Raw genomic sequence first — 20,420 nt, 5'->3', positions numbered from 1 at the left:
GAATATGAAAAGAACATACAGAATGATTTTGTCTTTGTCCGCACTCCTGATGTTCGGGCTGTTGGCTTCCTGTCGGGGAGAATTGCCCGGAGTGCAGCACGAAGAAGATATTGATCTGGGAGGAAATACCGGTCCTGATTCCGACAGTGAAACCGTTACCGATCCGGATTCTTCCGAAGCGGAAGCGCACCGGATAAAGGGATTTTTCCTGCTGAACGAAGGGAATATGGGCAGCAACAAGTGCACACTCGACTTTTTTGATGCTACGACGGGCCGTTACAAGCGCAACATTTTTGCGGCGCGCAATCCCGAAGTGGTCAAGGAGTTGGGAGATGTGGGCAATGACATCGCCATCTATGGCAACAAGCTTTATGCCGTGGTAAACTGTTCGCACTTGGTGGAAGTGATGGACAAGCGTACGGCCCGCCATTTGGGGCGCATTGACATTACGAACTGCCGCAATATTGTTTTTGCCGGCGATAGGGCGTATGTGAGTTCGTATGCCGGTCCCGTACAGATTTCTCCGGAGAAACGGCCCGGAAAGGTGGTCGAGGTGGACACGGCCAGTCTGAGCATTCTGCGCGAAGTGATTGTGGGGTATCAGCCCGAGGAGATGGTGGTTTACGACGGCAAACTCTATGTGGCCAATTCCGGCGGCTATCAGTATCCCGATTACGACCGCACCATTTCGGTGGTGGATCTGAATACCTTCCGGGTGACGGATACGATTGATGTGGCCGTGAATCTGCATCGCATGGAACTGGCGCCCGACGGTATGATTTATGTCAGCTCGCGCGGTGATTATTATGGCGTGGAGTCTGACGTGTATCTGGTCGATCCCCGAACGCAACAGGTGACAGGTCATCTTGGAGTGCCGGCCAATGAAATGACGCAATGCGGTGATTCTCTGTTTATCATCAGCTCGGGATGGAGTTATGTCACGGGCACTTATCAGCCGGACTACCTTATATATAATACGCGCGAACGCCGGATGGTGAGCCGAAACTTCATTACCGACGGTACGGACCGTGAAATCACCATTCCCTACGGACTGGCAGTGCATCCCGAAACGAGGGAGATGTTTGTGACCGACGCCCGGGATTATGTCACTCCGGGATACCTGTACTGCTTTACTCCCGACGGACGGCGCAAATGGAAGGTGCGCACCGGAGATATTCCGGCTCACTTTGCCTTTACGACCGAAACATTGAAATAGAACGAAAAGGAAACTATATCAAAATCAAGTTTACGATGAGAAAAGAACAAATCTTAAGGAATGTGTGCCTGTGGGCACCGGTGCTGTTGGCGGTTTCCTGCTCTCCGGAGGATGGATCGGGTACGCAGCCTGCGCCTCAGGATGCCTCGCCTTACGTCACACGTGTGCTGGACTATCTGCCCGCTCCGGGGCAGTTTGTCAATACGATGCCCGCATACGAGGAAGGCGATACGCAGGAAACCATGAACCGCAAGGTGCTGGAAGCCATAGGCGGCAACCGTCGCGGACTGATTTCGCTGGGAGGCTATGGCGGTTATGTGGTGGTGGGCTTTGACCATACCATCGAGAACAAAGCCGGACAGTGCGATTTCCGCGTGTTGGGTAATGCCTTTTATGCAGCAGCCAATCCGGCTTCCGGTCGTCCGGATGGGGGACATTGTGAACCGGGCATCATCCGGGTGGCCTACGACCGCAACGGCAACGGTCAGCCCGATGCGGATGAATGGTACGAGATAGCCGGCAGCGCACACCGAAATCCTCAGGGAGAGGCCTGGTATGCCTTGGCACAGGAGCAGGGCAATGTGATGAATCTGTATCCCGATTATGCCATTACCTACCATCGTCCGGCTTCGGAACCGACAGATGCGGAGGCCATGAGCCGTTATATCCGATGGTCTGACAATCAGGGACAGACAGGCTATCGCAGTATGAATGCTTTTCATAAACAACCCTATTTCCCGCAATGGGTGCAGCAGGACAGTCTGACATTCCAGGGCACTTGTTTGCCGCAAAATGCTGTGGATGAGTCGGGAAATGGCAGTTACTTCGTGCTGTATAAGTTTGCCTATGGCTATGCCGATAACGATACGAACTCTTCCAACGGTTCGGCTATTGACATTGACTGGGCGGTGGATCGTCAGGGCAATGCCGTCCGCTTGCCGGGAGTGGACTTTATCATGATTTACACCGGCGTGAATCAGGAGAGCGGCAGACTGGGAGAATGCTCTACGGAGGTTTCCGGAGTGGAAGACCTTCATCTGCTGGGCGTGGAAATACCAAGCAATGCGCATTGACGATAGAAATACATTATTATCAATTATCAAATACATCATTAATTTATGAAAATGAAATCATGGTTGGGAGGTCTTCTTTTAGTTGGAGGCCTTCTCTTTACCGGTTGCCAGAACGAAGAGGCACCGGCAGTAAAATTTGCAGTAAACGAACTGGTGTCGGGCGATTCGCTTACCGTTTTCCCGGGGCAACAGTTGGCTTTGAGTTACTCGGCCGAGAACATGACTAATCTGGAAGTGGGCACTTTGCCCGATAACTGGAAGGCGGAAGTGGACCCGCAATCCTCAAAAATCCTGATCACGGCACCGGTTGCCGAGGCTAGAGAAGGCGTTTATCCGGTGATTCTTCTGGCAAATGGAAATGGCAGCGTTGCTTCGTTTACCGTGATGGTAGAGCTGGAAATGTATGACCGCTCAAAGGGTGTTTTCGTGCTGAACGAAGGAAACATGACCACCGAGAATGGTTCTCTGTCTTATATCTCTCCGTCGGGAACCGTAGTGGCCGATGCCTACAAAACCTCTAATGGCACCGAACTGGGAAATGTATGTCAGGATATGTCTGCTTCCGGCGGCTTGCTTTATATCATTTCTCAGAACGGCGATCTGGCCCCTACAGGAGCGCAGTTCAATAACGACGGCATGTTGGTGATTGCCGATGCCCGCACGCTGCAAAAGAAAAACGCTTTCAGCCGTGCCGAGCTGGCACAGTTGGAGTGGCCTACACACATTGCCGCTTTGGACAAACAGCATGTTTACATCCGCGACAAGAAAGGAATCTGGCGTCTGGACACCGAGAGCCGTCAGCTGACTTTCGTTGAAGGCTCTGAGGGAGCACCTCAGGCTCCATTTGTGATGATGAACGGTAAGGTATATACCTATTACTCTTCTTCATATTTGGGTTATATCTGGGAAATAAGTCCTGATGCGGATCAGATCAGCAAAATCCGTCTTCCGATGTATGGCACAAAGTATGACATCAATTCCGTGCTGGGTATCCGTGCAGCTGGTGAGAATGAGTTTTGGGTAGTCGCTCATGGTTTTGGCAACTATTCTGTGGGTAAATACAATCTGGAAACCAAGAAAATCGTACAGAAACGAATCGAAGGCGCTCCCGACGTGGCCTCTTCCGGAGCCATCTTTACCACTTCCGGAAATCAGTTCTATTATGCTTCCGGCACAACCATCTTCAAAGTCTCTTTTGATGATGAAGCAAGTGGCGAAGAATTTTTTGCGGATGTAAACTCATTCGGCAACAAGGCGCGTATGCTGTATAATGGTATTGCGGTGCATCCGGTTACCGGAAAACTTTATGTGAATACCATCAAGGAATATCAGACCTATACGGAAAATAATATCTGGGTGGTAGACGTGGCCGTGCAGGACACCGTAGCGCATTATGATAATGTAACCCGTTTCCCGGCCGGATTCTATTTCTCTGAGTCAGCGAACATAAACAACATCAGACATTAAAAGAATGAATTTATCAATGAAAGCAAATAACTTGTTGAAGGCATTGCCTTTATCTTGCATTTTGGGAGCCTTGTTGGCTGTCAGTGTTTCCTGTACCGAAAAAGATCCCTTTCCCGAACCGCCCGGTTCCAAACCGCCATCTTCCGGAAACGACTCCACACAGATGCCGGTGGATTCGGCTGCCGTAGACACTCCGGTGGTATCCTATCGCGGGTATGCCCATCCCGACGGAACCTTTCTGTTGAATTGTGGCGACCGGATAACCGAGAACGGTTCGGTGACTTACATTGCTCCCGACGGCACGGTCGAGGAGGATGTCTATAAGAAAGTCAATGGCACCGAGTTGGGAAATGAGGCGCAGGCCATGTGTCTGTATAATGGAAAGTTCTACATTTTGTGTACCGATTATTTCCGTTTGGAAGGTAAACCGAACGATGGTGCCCTGATTATTGTAGATGCCGAGACTTTCCGCAAGGAGAAAGCCTATCGTTTGGAGGAACTCCGTTTCCCGATTCCGGATGGAGTCAACAACCCGGATTTCAATCCGATACCCAACAGCTTAAGTAATCTGGCGGTGATGGACGAGCAGAATATCTTTATCTGCGATGTCAATGGACTGTATCGTTTTGACAGTACTACCGGAGAACTGAATCTGTTGGAAGAGTCCTTCAGAGTAGACAATGGAGGTGCCGGAGTAGCTGGTCGGGTTTACGACCGCAATATAGTCATCAAGGGCGACCGGGCCTATGTGGCAGTCGGCGGATGGACCTCGGCAACCGATGAGTATAACCTCGGTATTTACGAATATAAGAAAGGCAGCAACAAGATTTCCCGCAAACTGGGAATTGCCAACGGAGGCTATGTCAGCGGCCTGTGTGCCGGTGAGAAGGACACCATCTGGTTTGCGACCTTTGCTGATGAGAACAAGGGCAGCAATAAGATTTATTGTGTAGATAGCCGCAGCTTCACGGTTTTGAGCTCCAAGAGGGTAGACGGCAGTCTGAACTCCGGATTTACCAATACTCCGGGAATATCCGTTGCGGGACTGTCCTTCTATTATTCCGGCAGAACGACCCGTCTCAGCCGCTTTGACTATCAGAAAGGACGCAGTGAGTTTCTGGTTGATGCCTTACAGGATGAACCGAAGGCAAACTATCTGACTTGCAATCCGATGTTTGACCCGAAAAAGCAACTCCTATATCTGTCAACTACCGAAGAGAATATGGAAGGATTCCCGACAACCGATCATATTCTGGTGTACGACTGCAGTGTCTCTCCGGTTGTGTTGCATCGGGAGATTTCCGGAAAAACCTCATACGTATCCGGAATCTATCCGGTTTCGATGTTCTATAAGAAGTAACCAAACGAAAAAGGTATTCAGAAGAGCGCCATACGCTGCTTCTGAATACCTTTTTCGTTTTCTATTGTCTGGGAATATTTATTCCTCCTTGTTTTCCATAATCGGACACAATTGCTTAACCTGTTCCTCGAAGTTCTCCCGGTCGCGAGCCCGGTTCCTTACCGCCGTGCGATAGTTGTAGATGGTCTGGGGCGAGTAAAAGAGCAGGGTGGCAATGCGCGAACTGTCCTTCACGCCCATACGGATCAGCGCAAAGATGCGCAGCTCGGTGTTCAGCAGCTCGCCGCGTTTTACCTCTATTTCTTCCCCTTCGCGCAGCAGTTCGTTAAACTCTTTGATGAAGTTCGGATAAAGAGTCAGGAAGGCCGTGTCAAAATTCACAAAGAAATGTTTGGCATCCGATTCTGGCATTTTGGTGGAATTGGCTATTTTTAGTAAGTCGTCAATCTGTTTGGCCTTGACTTTTCGGCGCACTAACTCCTGGTATTTACTCAGCTTGTCAATATATGCGGCGCACAAATCCAGAAACAGACTGATATATTCCTCACGCGAACGGTTGGTGTGCAGCAACTCCTGATTGAGCAGCCGCAGTTTTTGGTTCATTTCTGCAATGGCTCTTCGGCGCAGACGGATCTGCTTTACCTGTTGACGGATAAAGATGAGCGATACGACCAGACCGGCAGAAAGAATGCAGATAAAGACAAACGCCCAGGTCATTCTCCGGTTCTTGATATTGCTCTGTTCCTGATAGGAGCTGACAATGGAGGGGAACTTGCGTGCGATTTCAAGCATGCGCAAGCGGTTGTTGTAGAACATGGCATCCTCCATCGACACGTTCAGATAGCGGTTGGCCCGTTCCAGATCGCCGTCCTTGTTCTTGAAAATATACATGGCCAGTTCCTGCATGGCCAGATTCTCCTTTAAAGGACAGATCATATCCGATATGGCAGCCATGATCAGATAGCGTTCGTATTCTTTCATTTCTCCCCGGCGCATATAGGTAAAGGCTATACCGCAGGTGACGCAGGCATAGAGCCGTGTGTCTTGCGGCAATCCTTTCAGGGCTTTCTGATAGGCTTTTTCTGCTTCGTCCTGTTTGCCGGTACGCGCCAGATATTCTCCCCGCCAATAATAATAGCGGGCAGATTTCGGGGGCAGGACAGAAAGCAGAGAGTCTGTATATTGGATTTCCAGATTCCGGTATGTGGGCGAGTACAGGTCGTCGTTCAGGTATTCGCTCCACACGCTGTATACCCATTCATAAGCCTCGTAGTATTCGGCCAGCAGGGACGGGTCTATCTTTGCGCGGTCAATGTCGTCGAGCATTTCTTTGGCCTGGCTGAAATAGCCGGTGGTGGAGAGCAACAGCGACTTGTGGATAATGCACCGGTCCTTATAAACAGGACGGTTCAATTGTTGGGCCAGCTGATAGGCCATGTCAATATAGTAAAAAGCCGAATCGGAACGATAGGTATAATATTCCTGAAAGATTTTGAAGCAGAGCTGGTATTTCTGTTCCAGAGGCATCTGTCGCTTCCATTGTTTTTCGATGCTGTCAATGCGTGCTTCCTTGTTTTGGGCATATTCCGGACGTTTTGCCAGGCATTCTTCCAGTTGCAGGTATAAAATATCTACCGATGCACCTTGGGCGCTTCCGGATACGATGAACAGGAGCAGAAGGAGGAATATATTTTTCATTTTGACTTTCTTTACGGTTCATCAGCAAATATAATCAAAAGATTTTTATTCTAAAAACATCTACTTGAATATCTTATATTATTTTTTATAATGAACTGATTAGTAATGATATATAGAAAATATTATATGTATGCAATCTACTTATTTACTACTTTTAATAACAACTTAAATTTTTGCTTACTACATTTGCCTACGTCTTCGGAGGAAGCACAAAACAAATGCCATGAAAAGAAGAAAATTACCCGAGAAACCCTTATAACAACTATCGATATGAAAAAGAATATTATTCCTTGCTTTGTAATCGTAGCCCTTTGGACTGCATTACCTGTTTCAGCACAGAAAGCAAAAAAAGTAGAGAAAGCAAAGACGGAACAAGTTGCCGATACCATTCAGACCAAGAAGGCCGACGGCAGCGAACGCAATGTCATGTTGAATGCATCCGATGCCAACAAGCCGCGTGAGATTCAAATCGGTTTGCCGAGTGAGGATGTCAATGTATACGAAAACGGTCTGCCGGCCGTATATTCATCTTCTGTTCACAAATTGTCTGCCCACTGGCGTAGTGATGCCAGCTTGGGAGAGGTGGGACTGATGACTCCATCCGAGTCTGCCATTACCACCGGTAACATTGCCTATTCGGTGAATTCATTCAGCCGTTTGGGACAGAAAGATTTTAAAGGAATTGTGAACTACCGTGCCAACCACTATGGCATGCAGCAGGTAGACATGAATGTTTCCGGAGGTATTGGAAACAAATGGCTCTATACTGCCAGCGTTTATCAGAATTTTGATCCCGGAAGTTTCGATGTGAAGTTTGACGAATATTCTGACCGTACTCAGATTTATCATGCCGGACTGACCCGTTTGTTCAACAACAACCGTGGTAAGATCAGTTTGCTTTATAAGTATGCTTACAGCCGCAACCCGGGAAATATGCTGAACGCCGCTCCATTTATTTATGTAGGCGACGGTTCCATCAAGGAACTGGAGGGATTTGAGCCGGGATTGGCTTCATATGGTCCTGTAAGCGGTGAGATTGAATATATGGACATCATGGACGGAAAGATGAAGAAAGCCAATCTGCGCGATCTGAACGACAACCGTTCACACGAGGTTTCCTTGCTGACCGACTATGCCTTCAAGAACGGTTTGAACTTCAAACTTGACATGAAGTACATGAACGCTCCTGAAGCCAACTATGTGGATTTTGGTGGAAGTACCATTTCCAATGTGACTGCCGATCAGGGTTATACTCTTGCCGACGGAACTCCTTATTCAGGACTGGTAGACGGTCGCCGCACCTGGTTGCACTTCGGTAAGGTACAGAACTTCCTGGTGACTTCAGAATTACAGAAGCAGTTCAACAATCATAATGTTCGTCTGGGATTGAACGAATGGTTCTATGATCTGGACTATCATTCATCTTCACTCCAGTGGACCGGTTCTGTAAAAGAGTATCCTGATGTATTGGTCGGTCCGGACGGAAACCAGTTCCGCGGTTTCAACGAGCTGAGTCCGGAATATACCGTCGGAAATGAAAACAAGCTGGCCTTGTATCTGACCGATGACTGGCAGATTACTCCGAAACTGAATCTGTACTATGGCGGACGTCTGGAATACTATCACATGTCTGCCGATCAGATTGCTCATCCGCGTTATTCCGGTTTCTATATCGGCGGTACAGCACCCGACGGCACGGTTATTACTCCGGCCAATGTAACCAAAGACAAACTGAACTATGCGGCTACCGCACGCGTTACTTATAATGTAGGTAAGGGCTTCGGTCTGACAGCCGACGGAACCGTGGCTACCCGTTTCCCAAGAATCAACGAATATGCCGGTACAGGTCCTACAGAAGAGCAGTACAACCGTGTGACTATTCCTCTGGTACGTGGTGGTCTGTTCTACAAGAACAACTGGTTGGATTTGACTTCCATGGTAACTTATATTGCCAAGACCAATAACATCGACCAGCAGAACCTGACCAAGCCGGGTACTGACGAAGGAAAGACCGTGTTGCTGATCTATGATATCCAGACTTTGGGTTGGACCACTTCTGCCGAGATTGATCCGTTCAAGGGATTCCACCTGCATGCCCTCTTCACTTATCAGAAGCCGGTTTACAAGAACTACAATGCCAGTGTGACCTTCAACGACGGAACTCAGATGTCTGTCAACGCCAACAATATGATCGTAAAGGAAATTCCTCAGGTACTTGTTGAGTTGGATCCAAGCTATAATATCACCGATGATTTGCGTTTGTGGTTAAGTTTTCGTTACTTTGGAAAGACCTATGCCAACTTGCAGGAGGCTCTTTACTTTAACGGACGCTGGGAAACCTTCGGAGGTGTGAACTGGAAGGTGAACAAACATCTGGATCTGGGTGTTACCGTGGTGAACTTCCTGAATCAGAAAGGTGTGAAGGGAACCATCAGCGGTTCAGAGCTGATTACCAAGGAAGAGGCCGGACAGTATGCCGGTTACTACATGAGCGGAAGCTACCTGCGCCCATTCACTGTAGAGTTCAATGCCAGCATCAAGTTCTGACTTGCTCTTCGAATCCGAATCCTAAAAGAAGAAAAACCCTTAAACATTACAAATAATGAAGAATTTACTGATAGCAACAGCCCTGATGGCAGGTGTCCTGACCACACAGGCTGAAGAGAAAAAAGTGTTCCGTATTTCGACGGACAAGACAGACCTGGTACTCCAGGTGGGTGATAACGGTCGTTTGTATCAGACCTATTTCGGTGAGAAACTGCTCAACGAGGCCGATTACCAGAATCTGAGTTGGGATGTGCATGCCGGTTCCGACGGCAGTATCAGCCAGAGAGGATGGGAAGTGTATAGCGGTTCGGGCAATGAAGATTATTTTGAGCCGGCCATCGCCATTACACACAACGACGGTAAGAATTCCACCTATTTATATTATGTGTCTTCTACCACACAGCCGGTAGAGGGAGGAACACAGACCACCATCAATCTGCGCGATGATAAATATCCGGTGGATGTAACGCTGCATTATGTGGCCTATCCTAAAGAGAACGTCATCAAGACCTGGAGCGAAATCAAGCATCAGGAAAAGAAACCGATCATTCTTTCCACTTATGCTTCTACCATGCTCTATTTCTGCAACAGCTCTTATTACCTGACCGAGTTCAGCAGTGACTGGGCCTGTGAGGCAAGAATGAGCAACCAGCAGCTTCAGTTCGGCAAGAAGGTTATCGACACCAAGCTGGGAAGCCGTGCCGCCATGCATACTCATCCATTCTTCGAAGTGGGACTGGACCAGCCGGTAAGTGAACAGCAGGGACAGGTCTTGATGGGAACTCTGGGATGGACCGGTAACTTCCGTTTCACTTTCGAGGTGGACAACGCCGGTAATCTGCGCGTGATTCCGGGCATCAATCCATACGCTTCCAACTATGAACTGAAAAAGGATGAAGTGTTCACCACTCCGGAGTTTATCTTCACCCTCAGTTATAACGGAACATCAGAAGGTAGCCGCAACCTGCACGAGTGGGCCCGCAACTACAGTCTGAAGGATGGTAAGGGCAGCCGATTGACCTTGCTCAACAACTGGGAGAACACCGGTTTTGACTTTAACCAGGAAATTCTGGCCAACTTGATGAAAGAAGCCAAGCATCTGGGTGTGGACATGTTCCTGCTCGACGACGGATGGTTTGCCAACAAGTATCCGCGTAAGGATGACAAGGCCGGTCTGGGTGACTGGGAGGTGACTCACGACAAGTTGCCTGGCGGTGTGCCTGCATTGGTGAAGGCTGCAAAGGAAGCCGGAGTGAAATTCGGTATCTGGATTGAGCCGGAAATGGTGAACCCGAAGAGCGAACTCTTTGAGAAACATCCGGATTGGGCCATCCACGACGAGAACAGAAAGATTTATTACTACCGCAATCAGTTGGTTCTGGATTTGAGTAACCCTGAAGTGCAGGACTATGTATATGGAGTTGTTGAGAAGTTGATGAAGGAAAATCCGGAAATTGCTTTCTTCAAATGGGATTGCAACAGCCCGATTACCAATATTTACTCTCCATATTTGAAGGAGAAGCAGGGACAGCTTTACATCGACCACGTGCGTGGCGTATATAATGTGATGAAGCGCGTTAAGGAGAACTATCCGAACGTTCCGATGATGCTCTGCTCTGGTGGTGGTGCCCGTTGCGACTACGAGGCCTTGAAGTACTTCACTGAGTTCTGGTGCAGCGACAATACCGATCCTGTAGAGCGTGTATATATCCAGTGGGGATTCTCACAGTTCTTCCCGGCCAAGGCCATGTGTGCACACGTGACCAGCTGGAACAAGGCAACTTCCGTTAAGTTCCGTACCGATGTGGCTTCTATGTGCAAACTCGGTTTCGATATCGGTCTGAAGGATCTGACTGCCGAGGAACTGGATTACTGCCAGCAGGCTGTAGCCAACTGGAAGCGTTTGCAGCCGGCCATTATGGATGGCGACCAGTATCGTCTGGTATCTCCATACGAAACCAACCATATGGCTTTGAACTATGTAACTAAGGATAAGAACAAGGCTGTGCTCTTTGCTTACGACGTACACCCACGTTTCCAGGAGAAACTGATGCGTGTGAAACTGCAGGGCCTCGATGCACAGAAAAATTATAAGGTAGAAGAGATCAACCTGATGCCGGGAACAGAATCTACGTTCAAGGCTAACGGTAAAGTGTTTTCAGGAGATTATTTGATGAAAGTTGGTTTGGATGTATTTGGTTTTGCACAGACACAAAGTCATGTAATAGAGGTTACGGCTCAATAAAATGAGTCAATTTCATTAGGTATTGGTTATTTGGGAGGAATGTGGCAGGGATGCCACATTCCTTTTTTTGTGTTCTTCCGGAAAAATGATTGTGATGAACTGAAAATTTCATTGGGATGGTTTTCGCATTTCTTCCCAATGAATTTTCTGCGCTTTCTGATGCCGGATGATTCTGTATGGCAGCGTGGAATTATTTAACTGTAAACCTTACGCTTTTTGATAAATATGGAGTAACTTTGTGAGGCAATTTATGTAGAACAAGATTATAAAAGACGACAATGATGATGAAAGAAGTTCCGGTACTGCTCCTGACAGGATATCTGGGCAGTGGAAAGACCACTCTGGTGAATCACATCCTTTCCAATGAAAAGGGAATCAAGTTTGCTGTGGTGGTGAACGATATCGGTGAGGTGAATATTGATGCCGAGCTGATTCAGCGCGGCGGAGTAGTAGGACAGGGCGACGACAGTCTGGTGGCCCTGCAGAACGGCTGTATCTGCTGTTCGCTCAAGATGGATCTGATGAAACAGATCGACGACCTGATGAAGATGAACCGCTTTGACTATATCGTGATCGAGGCCAGCGGCGTGTGCGAGCCGGCACCGATTGCGCAGACCATTGCTGCCATGTCGCGCATGGGTAGTGAATACACCAAGCACGGACTGGTGCGTCTGGACTGCATCGTGACCGTGGTAGACGCTTTGCGTCTGCAAAGCGAGTTCAATTGCGGCGATGCCCTCACCAGTGATCAGGTGGACGATGAGGACATTGAAAACCTGATTATCCAGCAGATAGAGTTCTGCAATATCATTCTGTTGAACAAGGCATCGGAGGTGGCTCCTGAAGAGTTGAAGCGAATTACCCATATCGTGAAGACCTTGCAGCCGGGCGCTGAAATCATTCCTTGCGATTATGCCGACGTGGAACTCGACAAGATTCTCAACACCCGTATGTTCGGTTTCGAGCAGGTGGCTACATCGGCTGCCTGGGTACGTGAGCTGGAGCGTCCGGCCACAGAGGAAGAGGAAGAAGCGGCACACCATCCGCACACGGCAGATGAGCATCACCATCATCACGACCATGACCACGAGCATGAGCACGAACACGATGAGGAATGCAGCTGCGGCCACCATCATCACCACGATCATGAGGAGGGTGAGTGCACTTGCGGTCATCACCACGATCATGAACACGAGGAAGGTTGCTGTTGCGGTCATCACCACCATCACGGAAGTCATACGGAGGAGTATGGCATCAGTACCTTTGTGTACTACCGCCGCAAGGCATTCGATCTGGTGAAGTTCGATCATTATGTGGCAGCCAAGTGGCCGGCCAGCGTGATCCGTGCCAAGGGTGTGTGCTATTTCATGCAGAATCGCGACATGTCTTATCTGTTTGAGCAGGCCGGCAAGCAGCAGAGTCTGAAGGAAGCCGGACTGTGGTATGCCACGGCTCCCGAAGAAGATTTGGCGGAACTATTACGTCAGGATCCCGGCATGATGCGCGACTGGGATGAGGAGTATGGCGACCGTATGGAGAAAATCGTGTTCATCGGTCAGCACATGGACAAGGAGCAGATTATCCGTGATCTGGATGCCTGTCTGGAGCCTTAAGGGCAAACGCAGGGTTTTGACCTGCAGTGATAAAATAAAAATCCCCGCAGCAAGGAGAAACCGGCATCCGGTGTTCCTCTGTTGCGGGGATTTCTTGTTTCCATATCCCGATGCTTTGTGATGATCGGGAACGGATATTTCATCCGCGGTGCGGATTATTCTGCATTCAGCATGAATTTTTCTACGGCATGAGCCACACCGTCCTCTTCATTGGATAGGGTGATGTAGTTGGCAGCCTGGCGCACAACCTCCTGAGCGTTGGCCATCGCTACTCCCAGACCGGCATATTCAATCATCGACAGGTCGTTGAATCCGTCGCCACAGGCCATCATCTCGTCCGGAGTCATGCCCAATTCTTCGAGCAGAACGGCCAGACAGCGTGCCTTGTCAATGCCTTTGGGCACCAGCTCCAGGAAAAATGGTTCTGAGCGGAATACATTCATTTTGCTTTCCAGTTCCTTCTTCATCACCGGTTCCAGTTGGGCCAGCGGTTCCGGATCGCCTACAATCAGACATTTGGCCACCGGGAAGTTGATGACATCCAGAAAGTTCTCTACCGTCTTGCTGGGCATTCGGTTCAGGAAAGCCTCGTGCTGCACATACTGGTCGTCGGCATTCTCCGAAATGATGTATTCGTCCTTGTAGCTCAGAATCTGGAAGCCGTTGCTCTTGGCGCACTCATAGAGATAAGGATATACGGCTGGGTCGAGCACATTTTCATACATCAGTTCACCGGTCTTGCAGTCGATGATCTGTCCGCCATTGTAGGCCAGGATATATCCTTCGTACTTGTCAAGTTCCAGTTGGCGTGCCAGCGGCATGATGCCGTAGGTGGGGCGTCCGGAGGCCAGCACGATTTTGACACCGGCTTCCTGTGCGCGAATCAGTGTTTCGCGCGTGTGCTCGGTGATTTCCTTTTTCTTGTTGGTCAAAGTTCCGTCCAGGTCGAGAACCAATATTTTATACTTCATAAGAATCAAATGTTTTTAAGAGATAATGCAATGCGGTTGCGGGCCTTGTCTACACTCAGCACCCGCACTTTCAGCTGTTGGTGCAGGGTGACCACGGTATTGGGGTCGCTGACATAGCGGTCGGCCATTTCAGAAATGTGTACCAGTCCCTTTTCGTGCACACCGATGTCCACAAAACAGCCGAAGTTGGTGATGTTCGACACAATGCCCGGCAGAATCATTCCCGGTTTCAGGTCGTCAATTGTTTCCACATCCGGTGCGAAGGAGAACACCTCGATGGCCTTTCTCGGGTCGCGTCCGGGCTTGTCCAGCTCGCTCATGATGTCGGTCAGTGTGGGCAGACCACAGTCGTCGGTGACATATTGTTTCAGGTCAATGCTTTCACGAAGGGCCTTGTTGCGGATCAGTTCCTCCACGGTTGTCTTATGGTCGGCAGCCATGCGGCGCACCAGAGCATAGCGCTCGGGATGTACGGCTGTGGCATCCAACGGGTCCGTAGCATCGGGTATGCGGAGGAAACCGGCGCATTGCTCAAAGGCCTTGGCGCCCATACGCTTCACGTGCATCAGATCCTTGCGTGAGCGGAAGGCTCCGTTTTCCGTACGGTAGTCGATGATGTTCTGCGCCAGGTTCGGTCCCACACCCGCCACATACGTCAGCAAATGCTGGCTGGCGGTGTTGAGGTTTACGCCTACGGAGCTTACACAGAACTCCACCACGCCGTCGAGCGATTTCTTCAGCTTGGTCTGGTCCACATCATGCTGGTACTGGCCCACACCGATCGACTTCGGGTCGATCTTGACCAGTTCGGCCAGTGGGTCCATCAAACGGCGACCGATGGAAACGGCACCACGTACCGTCACATCATAGTCCGGGAACTCATCGCGTGCGATCTTCGATGCCGAATAAACCGAAGCACCGTCCTCGCTGACCACAAAAGCCTGTACTTCTCGGTCGAAAGAGATGCTTTTGACAAGGCGTTCGGTCTCGCGGCTTGCCGTACCGTTGCCGATGGCAATGGCTTCAATGTTATATTGTTCTACCAGCTGAGCCAGTTTGCGCTGTGCCTGCGCGTATTCGTTGCGCGGCGGATGCGGAAAGATGGCTTCATTATGAAGCAGGGTTCCCTGATTGTCCAGACAAACCACCTTGCAGCCGGTGCGGAATCCAGGGTCGATACCCAGTACCCGTTTCTGACCGAGTGGGGGAGAGAGCAGCAGTTGTTTCAGATTGGCGGCAAACACACGGATGGCCTCTTCTTCGGCCTTGGCGCGACTTCCGGCCGCAAATTCCGTTTCGATGGACGGGCGCAGCAGGCGTTTGTAGGAATCGGCCACGGCTTCCGAAACCAGACGTCCGCACACATCGTTCGAACGTACGAACTGGCGGTTCAGCTGGTTCAGACAGTCTTCATCCTCGGCCGGTGCGATGCTGACACGCAGCACCCCTTCGGCCTCACCGCGGCGCAGTGCCAGCAGGCGGTGCGAAGAGCATTTGCGCAACGGCTCCTGAAAGTCAAAGTAATCCTTGAACTTGTCTCCCTCTTCTTCTTTGCCCTTGACCACCTTGGCGGTGATGAGAGCGGTGCGTTCAAACACGCGGCGCACCCGTTTGCGGGCCTCCTCGTTTTCGCTGACCTGCTCGGCAATGATGTCACGGGCACCGGCAAGAGCCTCTTCCTTGTCCTTCACCTCACCACGCACAAATTTCTGTGCTTCGGCGTCCAGATTGCAGCCACGCTGCATCATGATCTTGAGGGCTAGCGGTTCAAGTCCCTTCTGGCGGGCTATTTCGGCCTTGGTACGTTTCTTGGGTTTATAGGGCAGATACAGGTCCTCCAGCAGATTGGCATCCCAGCACTGCTCGATGCGTTCCTGCAGTTCCGGAGTGAGTTTCCCCTGTTCTTCGATGGTGGTCCGAATGGTTTCCTTGCGCTTGCTGATGGTTTTCAGCTTGTCGTATTGCTCCTGAATGGCAGCAATCTGCACTTCGTCCAGCGAGCCGGTGCGCTCCTTGCGGTAACGGCTGATGAAAGGAACCGTAGCGCCCGAGTCGAGCAGTTCCAGCGTGTTGCACACCTGACGGGCGGTAAGCGAAAGGTTTTCGGAAATCAGTTTTCCGAAAATGGGGAGATTATTCGTTGTTTCCATTGTCCTCGTTGGCAGCTCTCAGAATCAACGTCGTGGCACCGATGGTCACGATGGCTCCGTCTTCAAGACGGATGCGGTCGTTGTCCTTCAGAATTTCGTTCATATAAAAAGTTCCCGTATTACTCGGAGCATCGCGCAGGATATACATCAGTTTGCCCTGCTTGTTGCGCTTCACCTGAATAATGCAGTGGGTGGTGTCGATGCTCGGATCCACGGTCTCGATGGGAACATTGATCTTGGAGCCTTTCACATAGCGGCCGATGACATTGTCGCCCATGGTGAGCGGCAACACCTGCTTGTAGTGGAATACATTCTCCACCACGACAATACTACCGCATGCGTCGGCATTCTCCTGCTCGTCGATGACTTCTTCTTTTCTCACGGATTTGAGTTTGGACAGACCGATGCGAATGCCGAACTGCTTGTGACACATTTCGCATTCAAACACCAATGACTGTCCGTCCTCATACTGTGTCTCATCAAAAGTAATATAATGATCACACTTAGGACAGCGCACTCTTTTCATTGTTCTATTATAAAGATTAGGATGATTGATTTTATTTCATTTGCAAAATCCAGGTTCCCCGGAATTCCGGTACGCTCTGCAGGGCCTGCATCTTGTTTTTGGCTTCGGTTTCGGTGGCGAAACCGCGGAAAAGCACACGCACCATGGCGCCGTGCTGATGGATACAAGCGTCTGTGTAACCCTTTTTGTGAAGATGGGCTACATAATCGCGTGCATTGCTTTCGGGAACGGCACTGGCAATGACTACGGCAAATTCATGCGTCAGGTCGGTTGCCTGAACCTCCTGCTCCGGAGCCGGAGCAGCCTTCGGGGCGGCGTTTTTAGAAAGCGGGGTAATGGGGCGGGCACCGATACCAACCGTATCAGGCTGTGCCGTTTCCCGGGTTTCCATCCGCGGCATAAAATTCAAGGCCGATGTCAGGATGTCCTGAGCCAGCAGTGCCTGATTCTTATACCATATATTCGTATTTACCGGAGTAGATACCATGAAAAACAACAGAATGGCCGCTGCTACCGATATGGCGGTGTGGAGCATGCGGCGATTGATGTTCAGTGTGATGTGTTCCGGACGGGCGGTATGCTCGGAACCTGTAGCCGCATTGTTCTGCGGATATACTACTGTGGCGGTCTCATCCAGACGCTGGAAGTCCAGCGCCTCAAGTCCGAAAAATTCCGGAGCGGCCCAACCGTTGTTGGGCAGGAAATGAATACCTCCGTCTTCGTCCTGCTCTAAAACGCCCAGACGCCCCAGGTTGTAACTTCCCTGATGGAGCAGTTGCTCGCGCATATCCAGAATGTCCGACTGGAGCAGACGTTTGGCCTCCGCTTCCTGAAGTCCGTACGTTTCCATATAGGAATGCACCAGAATGCCGTCATTTCCAAACAGCTTGTCGTTGAAGCCCACAGTGCGGGCAGGCGGCATGAATGAGTCTCCCGAGTCCGTCGTATAAGCGCTTTGCACTTGAGTGACGAACCCGCCGAATTGAGGCACAATGACACATTCATGTTGCCATACTAATGTTTCAATATGTTTTGCCAAATGATTCACAATGCAAATTTATGGTATAATTTTTTTCTAAACTAATTTTTTGATAAAATTTATATTCATATAAAGCATAGTTCTTGCTTAATCGGCCGCTTTTACCTACCTTTGTCCAAAATAATAAGGACTTGGAAGCTGTCGGGCAGGGCTGAATCCTGAAACGGAACTTCCGGGTCGAAGGCTAAAAATTACGATTAACCATGAATATAGCGATTGTAGGAACCGGTTATGTCGGTTTGGTGACAGGTACTTGCTTTGCAGAAATCGGAGTGGATGTGACCTGTATTGATGTAGACCAGAACAAAATCCAGAAACTGGAAGAGGGTATCATTCCTATTTACGAACCCGGACTGAAGGAAATGGTCCTCAAGAACAAAGCGGCCGGACGACTGCGTTTCTCCACCTCTCTGGAAGAATGTCTGGATGATGTGGAGGTGATTTTCAGTGCTGTGGGAACCCCACCGGACGAGGATGGCAGTGCCGACTTGAGCTATGTGCTTCAGGTGGCGCACACCATTGGAGCAAATATGAAAGACTACAAGCTGATTGTGACAAAGAGTACCGTACCCGTTGGAACCGCACGCAAGGTGCGCCAGGCGGTGCAGGAGGAACTCGATAAACGCGGTGTGCAGATCCCGTTCGACATTGCGTCCAATCCTGAATTCCTGAAGGAAGGAAATGCCATCAACGACTTTATGAGTCCCGACCGTGTGGTGGTGGGTGTGGAGTCAGAAAAGGCTAAAGAACTGATGACTCGTCTTTACAAGCCGTTTGTGATGAATAATTTCCGCGTGATCTTTATGGATATCCCGTCGGCAGAGATGACCAAGTATGCGGCCAATTCCATGCTGGCTACCCGTATCAGTTTCATGAATGATATTGCCAACCTGTGTGAGTTGGTGGGAGCTGATGTCAATATGGTGCGCAACGGTATCGGTGCGGATACCCGTATCGGCCGTAAATTCCTGTATGCCGGTATCGGTTACGGTGGCTCCTGCTTCCCGAAAGATGTGAAGGCTCTGATCAAGACTGCCGACCAGAACGGATACGACATGAAGGTGCTCAAGGCCGTGGAAGAGGTGAACGAGAAGCAGAAGTCCGTTCTGTTCCGCAAGCTGAAAGAAACTTTCCAGGGCGATCTTGCCGGAAAGACCGTTGCTTTGTGGGGACTGGCCTTCAAGCCTGAGACGGATGACATGCGTGAGGCACCGGCTTTGGTGCTGATTGACTTGCTGCGTCAGGCCGGCTGTCAGATCCGTGCTTATGACCCACAGGCCATGAACGAATGCCGCCGCCGTATCGGAGATGCCATTTATTACGCCCAGGACTTGTATGACGCCGCTCTTGATGCCGATGCCATCCTGTTGGTAACCGAGTGGAAAGAGTTCCGTTTGCCTACCTGGCGTGTCATCAAGAAAACCATGAAGCAGTTGGTGGTGATTGACGGACGAAATATTTATGATAAAGACGATTTGGCTCAATTGGGCTTTGAATATCATTGTATAGGTCGATGAAAATACATAAGATAAAAGCTGTATGTCTTTGTCTGTGTATCTGTTTCTTGACCGCATGCGGCGGAAATGCTCGGCAGGAGAGCGGCAGCGCGAATCAGTCTGCTCCGGCAGATACGACCCTGCGTCTGTTGCAGGGTATCTGGATTGACGAGGAGACCAGTCTGGCTTTCTGTAAGATTGAAGGAGACAGCATCTTCTATCCGGATACCATGAATGTGCCTCTTCGGATAGAGGCCACGGCGGATACCTTGACATTGATTGGCAGCGAGACGGTGCATTATCCCATAGATCGGATCACGAAAAACAGTCTCTCTTTCCATGGAGCTACGGGAGACGTGGTGAGTCTGAGAAAATCTGAGGATTTGAACGACACCATTTATTTTACGCACAAAGTGTCCAAACCCATAACGTATAACGAAGTGGTGAAGAAAGACACGGTGGTGTATCGCGAAGGAGAACGCTATCGGTGCTACATCTATGTAAACCCGAGCAAGCATAAAGTTTACAAGCAAAGCTATACCAATGAAGGTGTGGCTGTGGAGAATGTCTATTATGACAATGTCATCCACATCTGTGTATATAAAGGTAAGGTTTGTCTGTATTCGAGAGATTATTCGCGAAAATCTTTTTCCAACATCATCCCGGAAGGTTTTCTGCAGCAGGCAATCCTGTCGGATATGAAATACGGATTTACGGATAAGGACGGATTTCACTTTAATGCCACTGTTTGCATCCCGGATGGAGCAAGTTGTTATGTAACAGATATTTGCGTGTCACCAGATGGTAATGTTCGCATGGAGCTGGTACAGTAGACAGAACAAAAATAAAGAAAAAGATAAAAAAAGTGCCCGAAAAATTTGGTGGTAAAGGAAAAAAGCTATACCTTTGCACACGAAAACAAAAGACAACGGTTCCCTAGCTCAACTGAATAGAGCATCTGACTACGGATCAGAAGGTTACAGGTTTGAATCCTGTGGGAATCACTTTTGTTCGGGGAA

14 protein-coding genes and 1 tRNA gene are annotated in these 20,420 nt (G+C 49.6%); 10 read left to right on the top strand and 5 right to left on the bottom strand.

Annotated elements, in window-relative coordinates:
* Nucleotides 1–4 precede the first annotated feature (4 nt).
* From DXA74_RS09700 to DXA74_RS09685, 4 genes are read left to right on the top strand one after another with little or no spacing between them, the layout of a single operon-like run.
* On the top strand, nucleotides 5–1,216 hold the full coding sequence (locus DXA74_RS09700) for a YncE family protein (RefSeq protein ID WP_199666145.1): 1,212 nt from the start codon (nucleotides 5–7) through the stop codon (nucleotides 1,214–1,216).
* Nucleotides 1,217–1,251: 35 nt separating this feature from the next.
* Complete coding sequence (locus DXA74_RS09695) at nucleotides 1,252–2,289, top strand: PKD domain-containing protein (protein ID WP_118527070.1); 1,038 nt, start codon at nucleotides 1,252–1,254, stop codon at nucleotides 2,287–2,289.
* Between the two features lie 45 nt (nucleotides 2,290–2,334).
* On the top strand, nucleotides 2,335–3,756 hold the full coding sequence (locus DXA74_RS09690) for a DUF5074 domain-containing protein (RefSeq protein ID WP_118527068.1): 1,422 nt from the start codon (nucleotides 2,335–2,337) through the stop codon (nucleotides 3,754–3,756).
* 16 nt (nucleotides 3,757–3,772) lie between these two features.
* Nucleotides 3,773–5,116 carry a DUF5074 domain-containing protein gene (locus tag DXA74_RS09685; protein ID WP_118527066.1) on the top strand — a complete coding sequence of 448 codons (1,344 nt, stop codon included), beginning with the start codon at nucleotides 3,773–3,775 and terminating at the stop codon, nucleotides 5,114–5,116.
* Between the two features lie 78 nt (nucleotides 5,117–5,194).
* Here DXA74_RS09685 and DXA74_RS09680 read toward each other — a convergent pair whose 3' ends face one another.
* The gene (locus DXA74_RS09680; protein ID WP_118527064.1) at nucleotides 5,195–6,814 is read right to left on the bottom strand and encodes a DUF6377 domain-containing protein; all 1,620 of its coding nucleotides are present in this window, start codon (nucleotides 6,812–6,814) and stop codon (nucleotides 5,195–5,197) included.
* A 270-nt stretch (nucleotides 6,815–7,084) separates the two neighbouring features.
* Here DXA74_RS09680 and DXA74_RS09675 point away from each other — a divergent pair, with 270 nt between their 5' ends.
* The 3 genes from DXA74_RS09675 (at nucleotide 7,085) to DXA74_RS09665 (ending at nucleotide 13,219) form a co-directional block, all read left to right on the top strand.
* Complete coding sequence (locus tag DXA74_RS09675) at nucleotides 7,085–9,361, top strand: TonB-dependent receptor (RefSeq protein ID WP_118527062.1); 2,277 nt, start codon at nucleotides 7,085–7,087, stop codon at nucleotides 9,359–9,361.
* Nucleotides 9,362–9,416: 55 nt separating this feature from the next.
* Entirely contained in the window at nucleotides 9,417–11,606 is a 2,190-nt protein-coding gene (locus tag DXA74_RS09670) for an alpha-galactosidase (RefSeq protein WP_118527060.1), read from the top strand.
* Between the two features lie 278 nt (nucleotides 11,607–11,884).
* Entirely contained in the window at nucleotides 11,885–13,219 is a 1,335-nt protein-coding gene (locus DXA74_RS09665) for a GTP-binding protein (protein ID WP_118527058.1), read from the top strand.
* A 155-nt stretch (nucleotides 13,220–13,374) separates the two neighbouring features.
* Here DXA74_RS09665 and DXA74_RS09660 read toward each other — a convergent pair whose 3' ends face one another.
* From DXA74_RS09660 to DXA74_RS09645, 4 genes are read right to left on the bottom strand one after another with little or no spacing between them, the layout of a single operon-like run.
* Entirely contained in the window at nucleotides 13,375–14,190 is an 816-nt protein-coding gene (locus DXA74_RS09660; protein ID WP_118527056.1) for a Cof-type HAD-IIB family hydrolase, read from the bottom strand.
* 5 nt (nucleotides 14,191–14,195) lie between these two features.
* Nucleotides 14,196–16,340 carry a Tex family protein gene (locus DXA74_RS09655; protein ID WP_118527054.1) on the bottom strand — a complete coding sequence of 715 codons (2,145 nt, stop codon included), beginning with the start codon at nucleotides 16,338–16,340 and terminating at the stop codon, nucleotides 14,196–14,198.
* Entirely contained in the window at nucleotides 16,324–16,866 is a 543-nt protein-coding gene (locus DXA74_RS09650; protein WP_118527052.1) for an FHA domain-containing protein, read from the bottom strand. Before DXA74_RS09650 ends, DXA74_RS09655 begins: the two co-directional genes overlap by 17 nt.
* A gap of 31 nt (nucleotides 16,867–16,897) precedes the next feature.
* Nucleotides 16,898–17,914, bottom strand: coding sequence for an SPOR domain-containing protein (locus DXA74_RS09645; RefSeq protein ID WP_147401075.1), 1,017 nt, complete (start codon nucleotides 17,912–17,914; stop codon nucleotides 16,898–16,900).
* 194 nt (nucleotides 17,915–18,108) lie between these two features.
* Between DXA74_RS09645 and DXA74_RS09640 the strand changes: the two genes are divergently transcribed.
* The 3 genes from DXA74_RS09640 (at nucleotide 18,109) to DXA74_RS09630 (ending at nucleotide 20,405) form a co-directional block, all read left to right on the top strand.
* A complete protein-coding gene (locus tag DXA74_RS09640) occupies nucleotides 18,109–19,422 on the top strand; it encodes a UDP-glucose/GDP-mannose dehydrogenase family protein (protein WP_118527048.1) in 1,314 nt (437 codons plus the stop codon).
* The gene (locus DXA74_RS09635) at nucleotides 19,419–20,234 is read left to right on the top strand and encodes a DUF4738 domain-containing protein (RefSeq protein WP_118527046.1); all 816 of its coding nucleotides are present in this window, start codon (nucleotides 19,419–19,421) and stop codon (nucleotides 20,232–20,234) included. Before DXA74_RS09640 ends, DXA74_RS09635 begins: the two co-directional genes overlap by 4 nt.
* A gap of 97 nt (nucleotides 20,235–20,331) precedes the next feature.
* Nucleotides 20,332–20,405 (top strand) — tRNA-Arg (locus tag DXA74_RS09630).
* Nucleotides 20,406–20,420 lie beyond the last annotated feature (15 nt).

The sequence above is a fragment of the Bacteroides sp. OF04-15BH genome, assembly GCF_003477995.1.
Classification (GTDB): Bacteria; Bacteroidota; Bacteroidia; order Bacteroidales; family Bacteroidaceae; genus Paraprevotella.
Note: the sequence above shows the minus strand (reverse complement) of the source record. Positions and strands in the feature narration are given on the sequence as shown.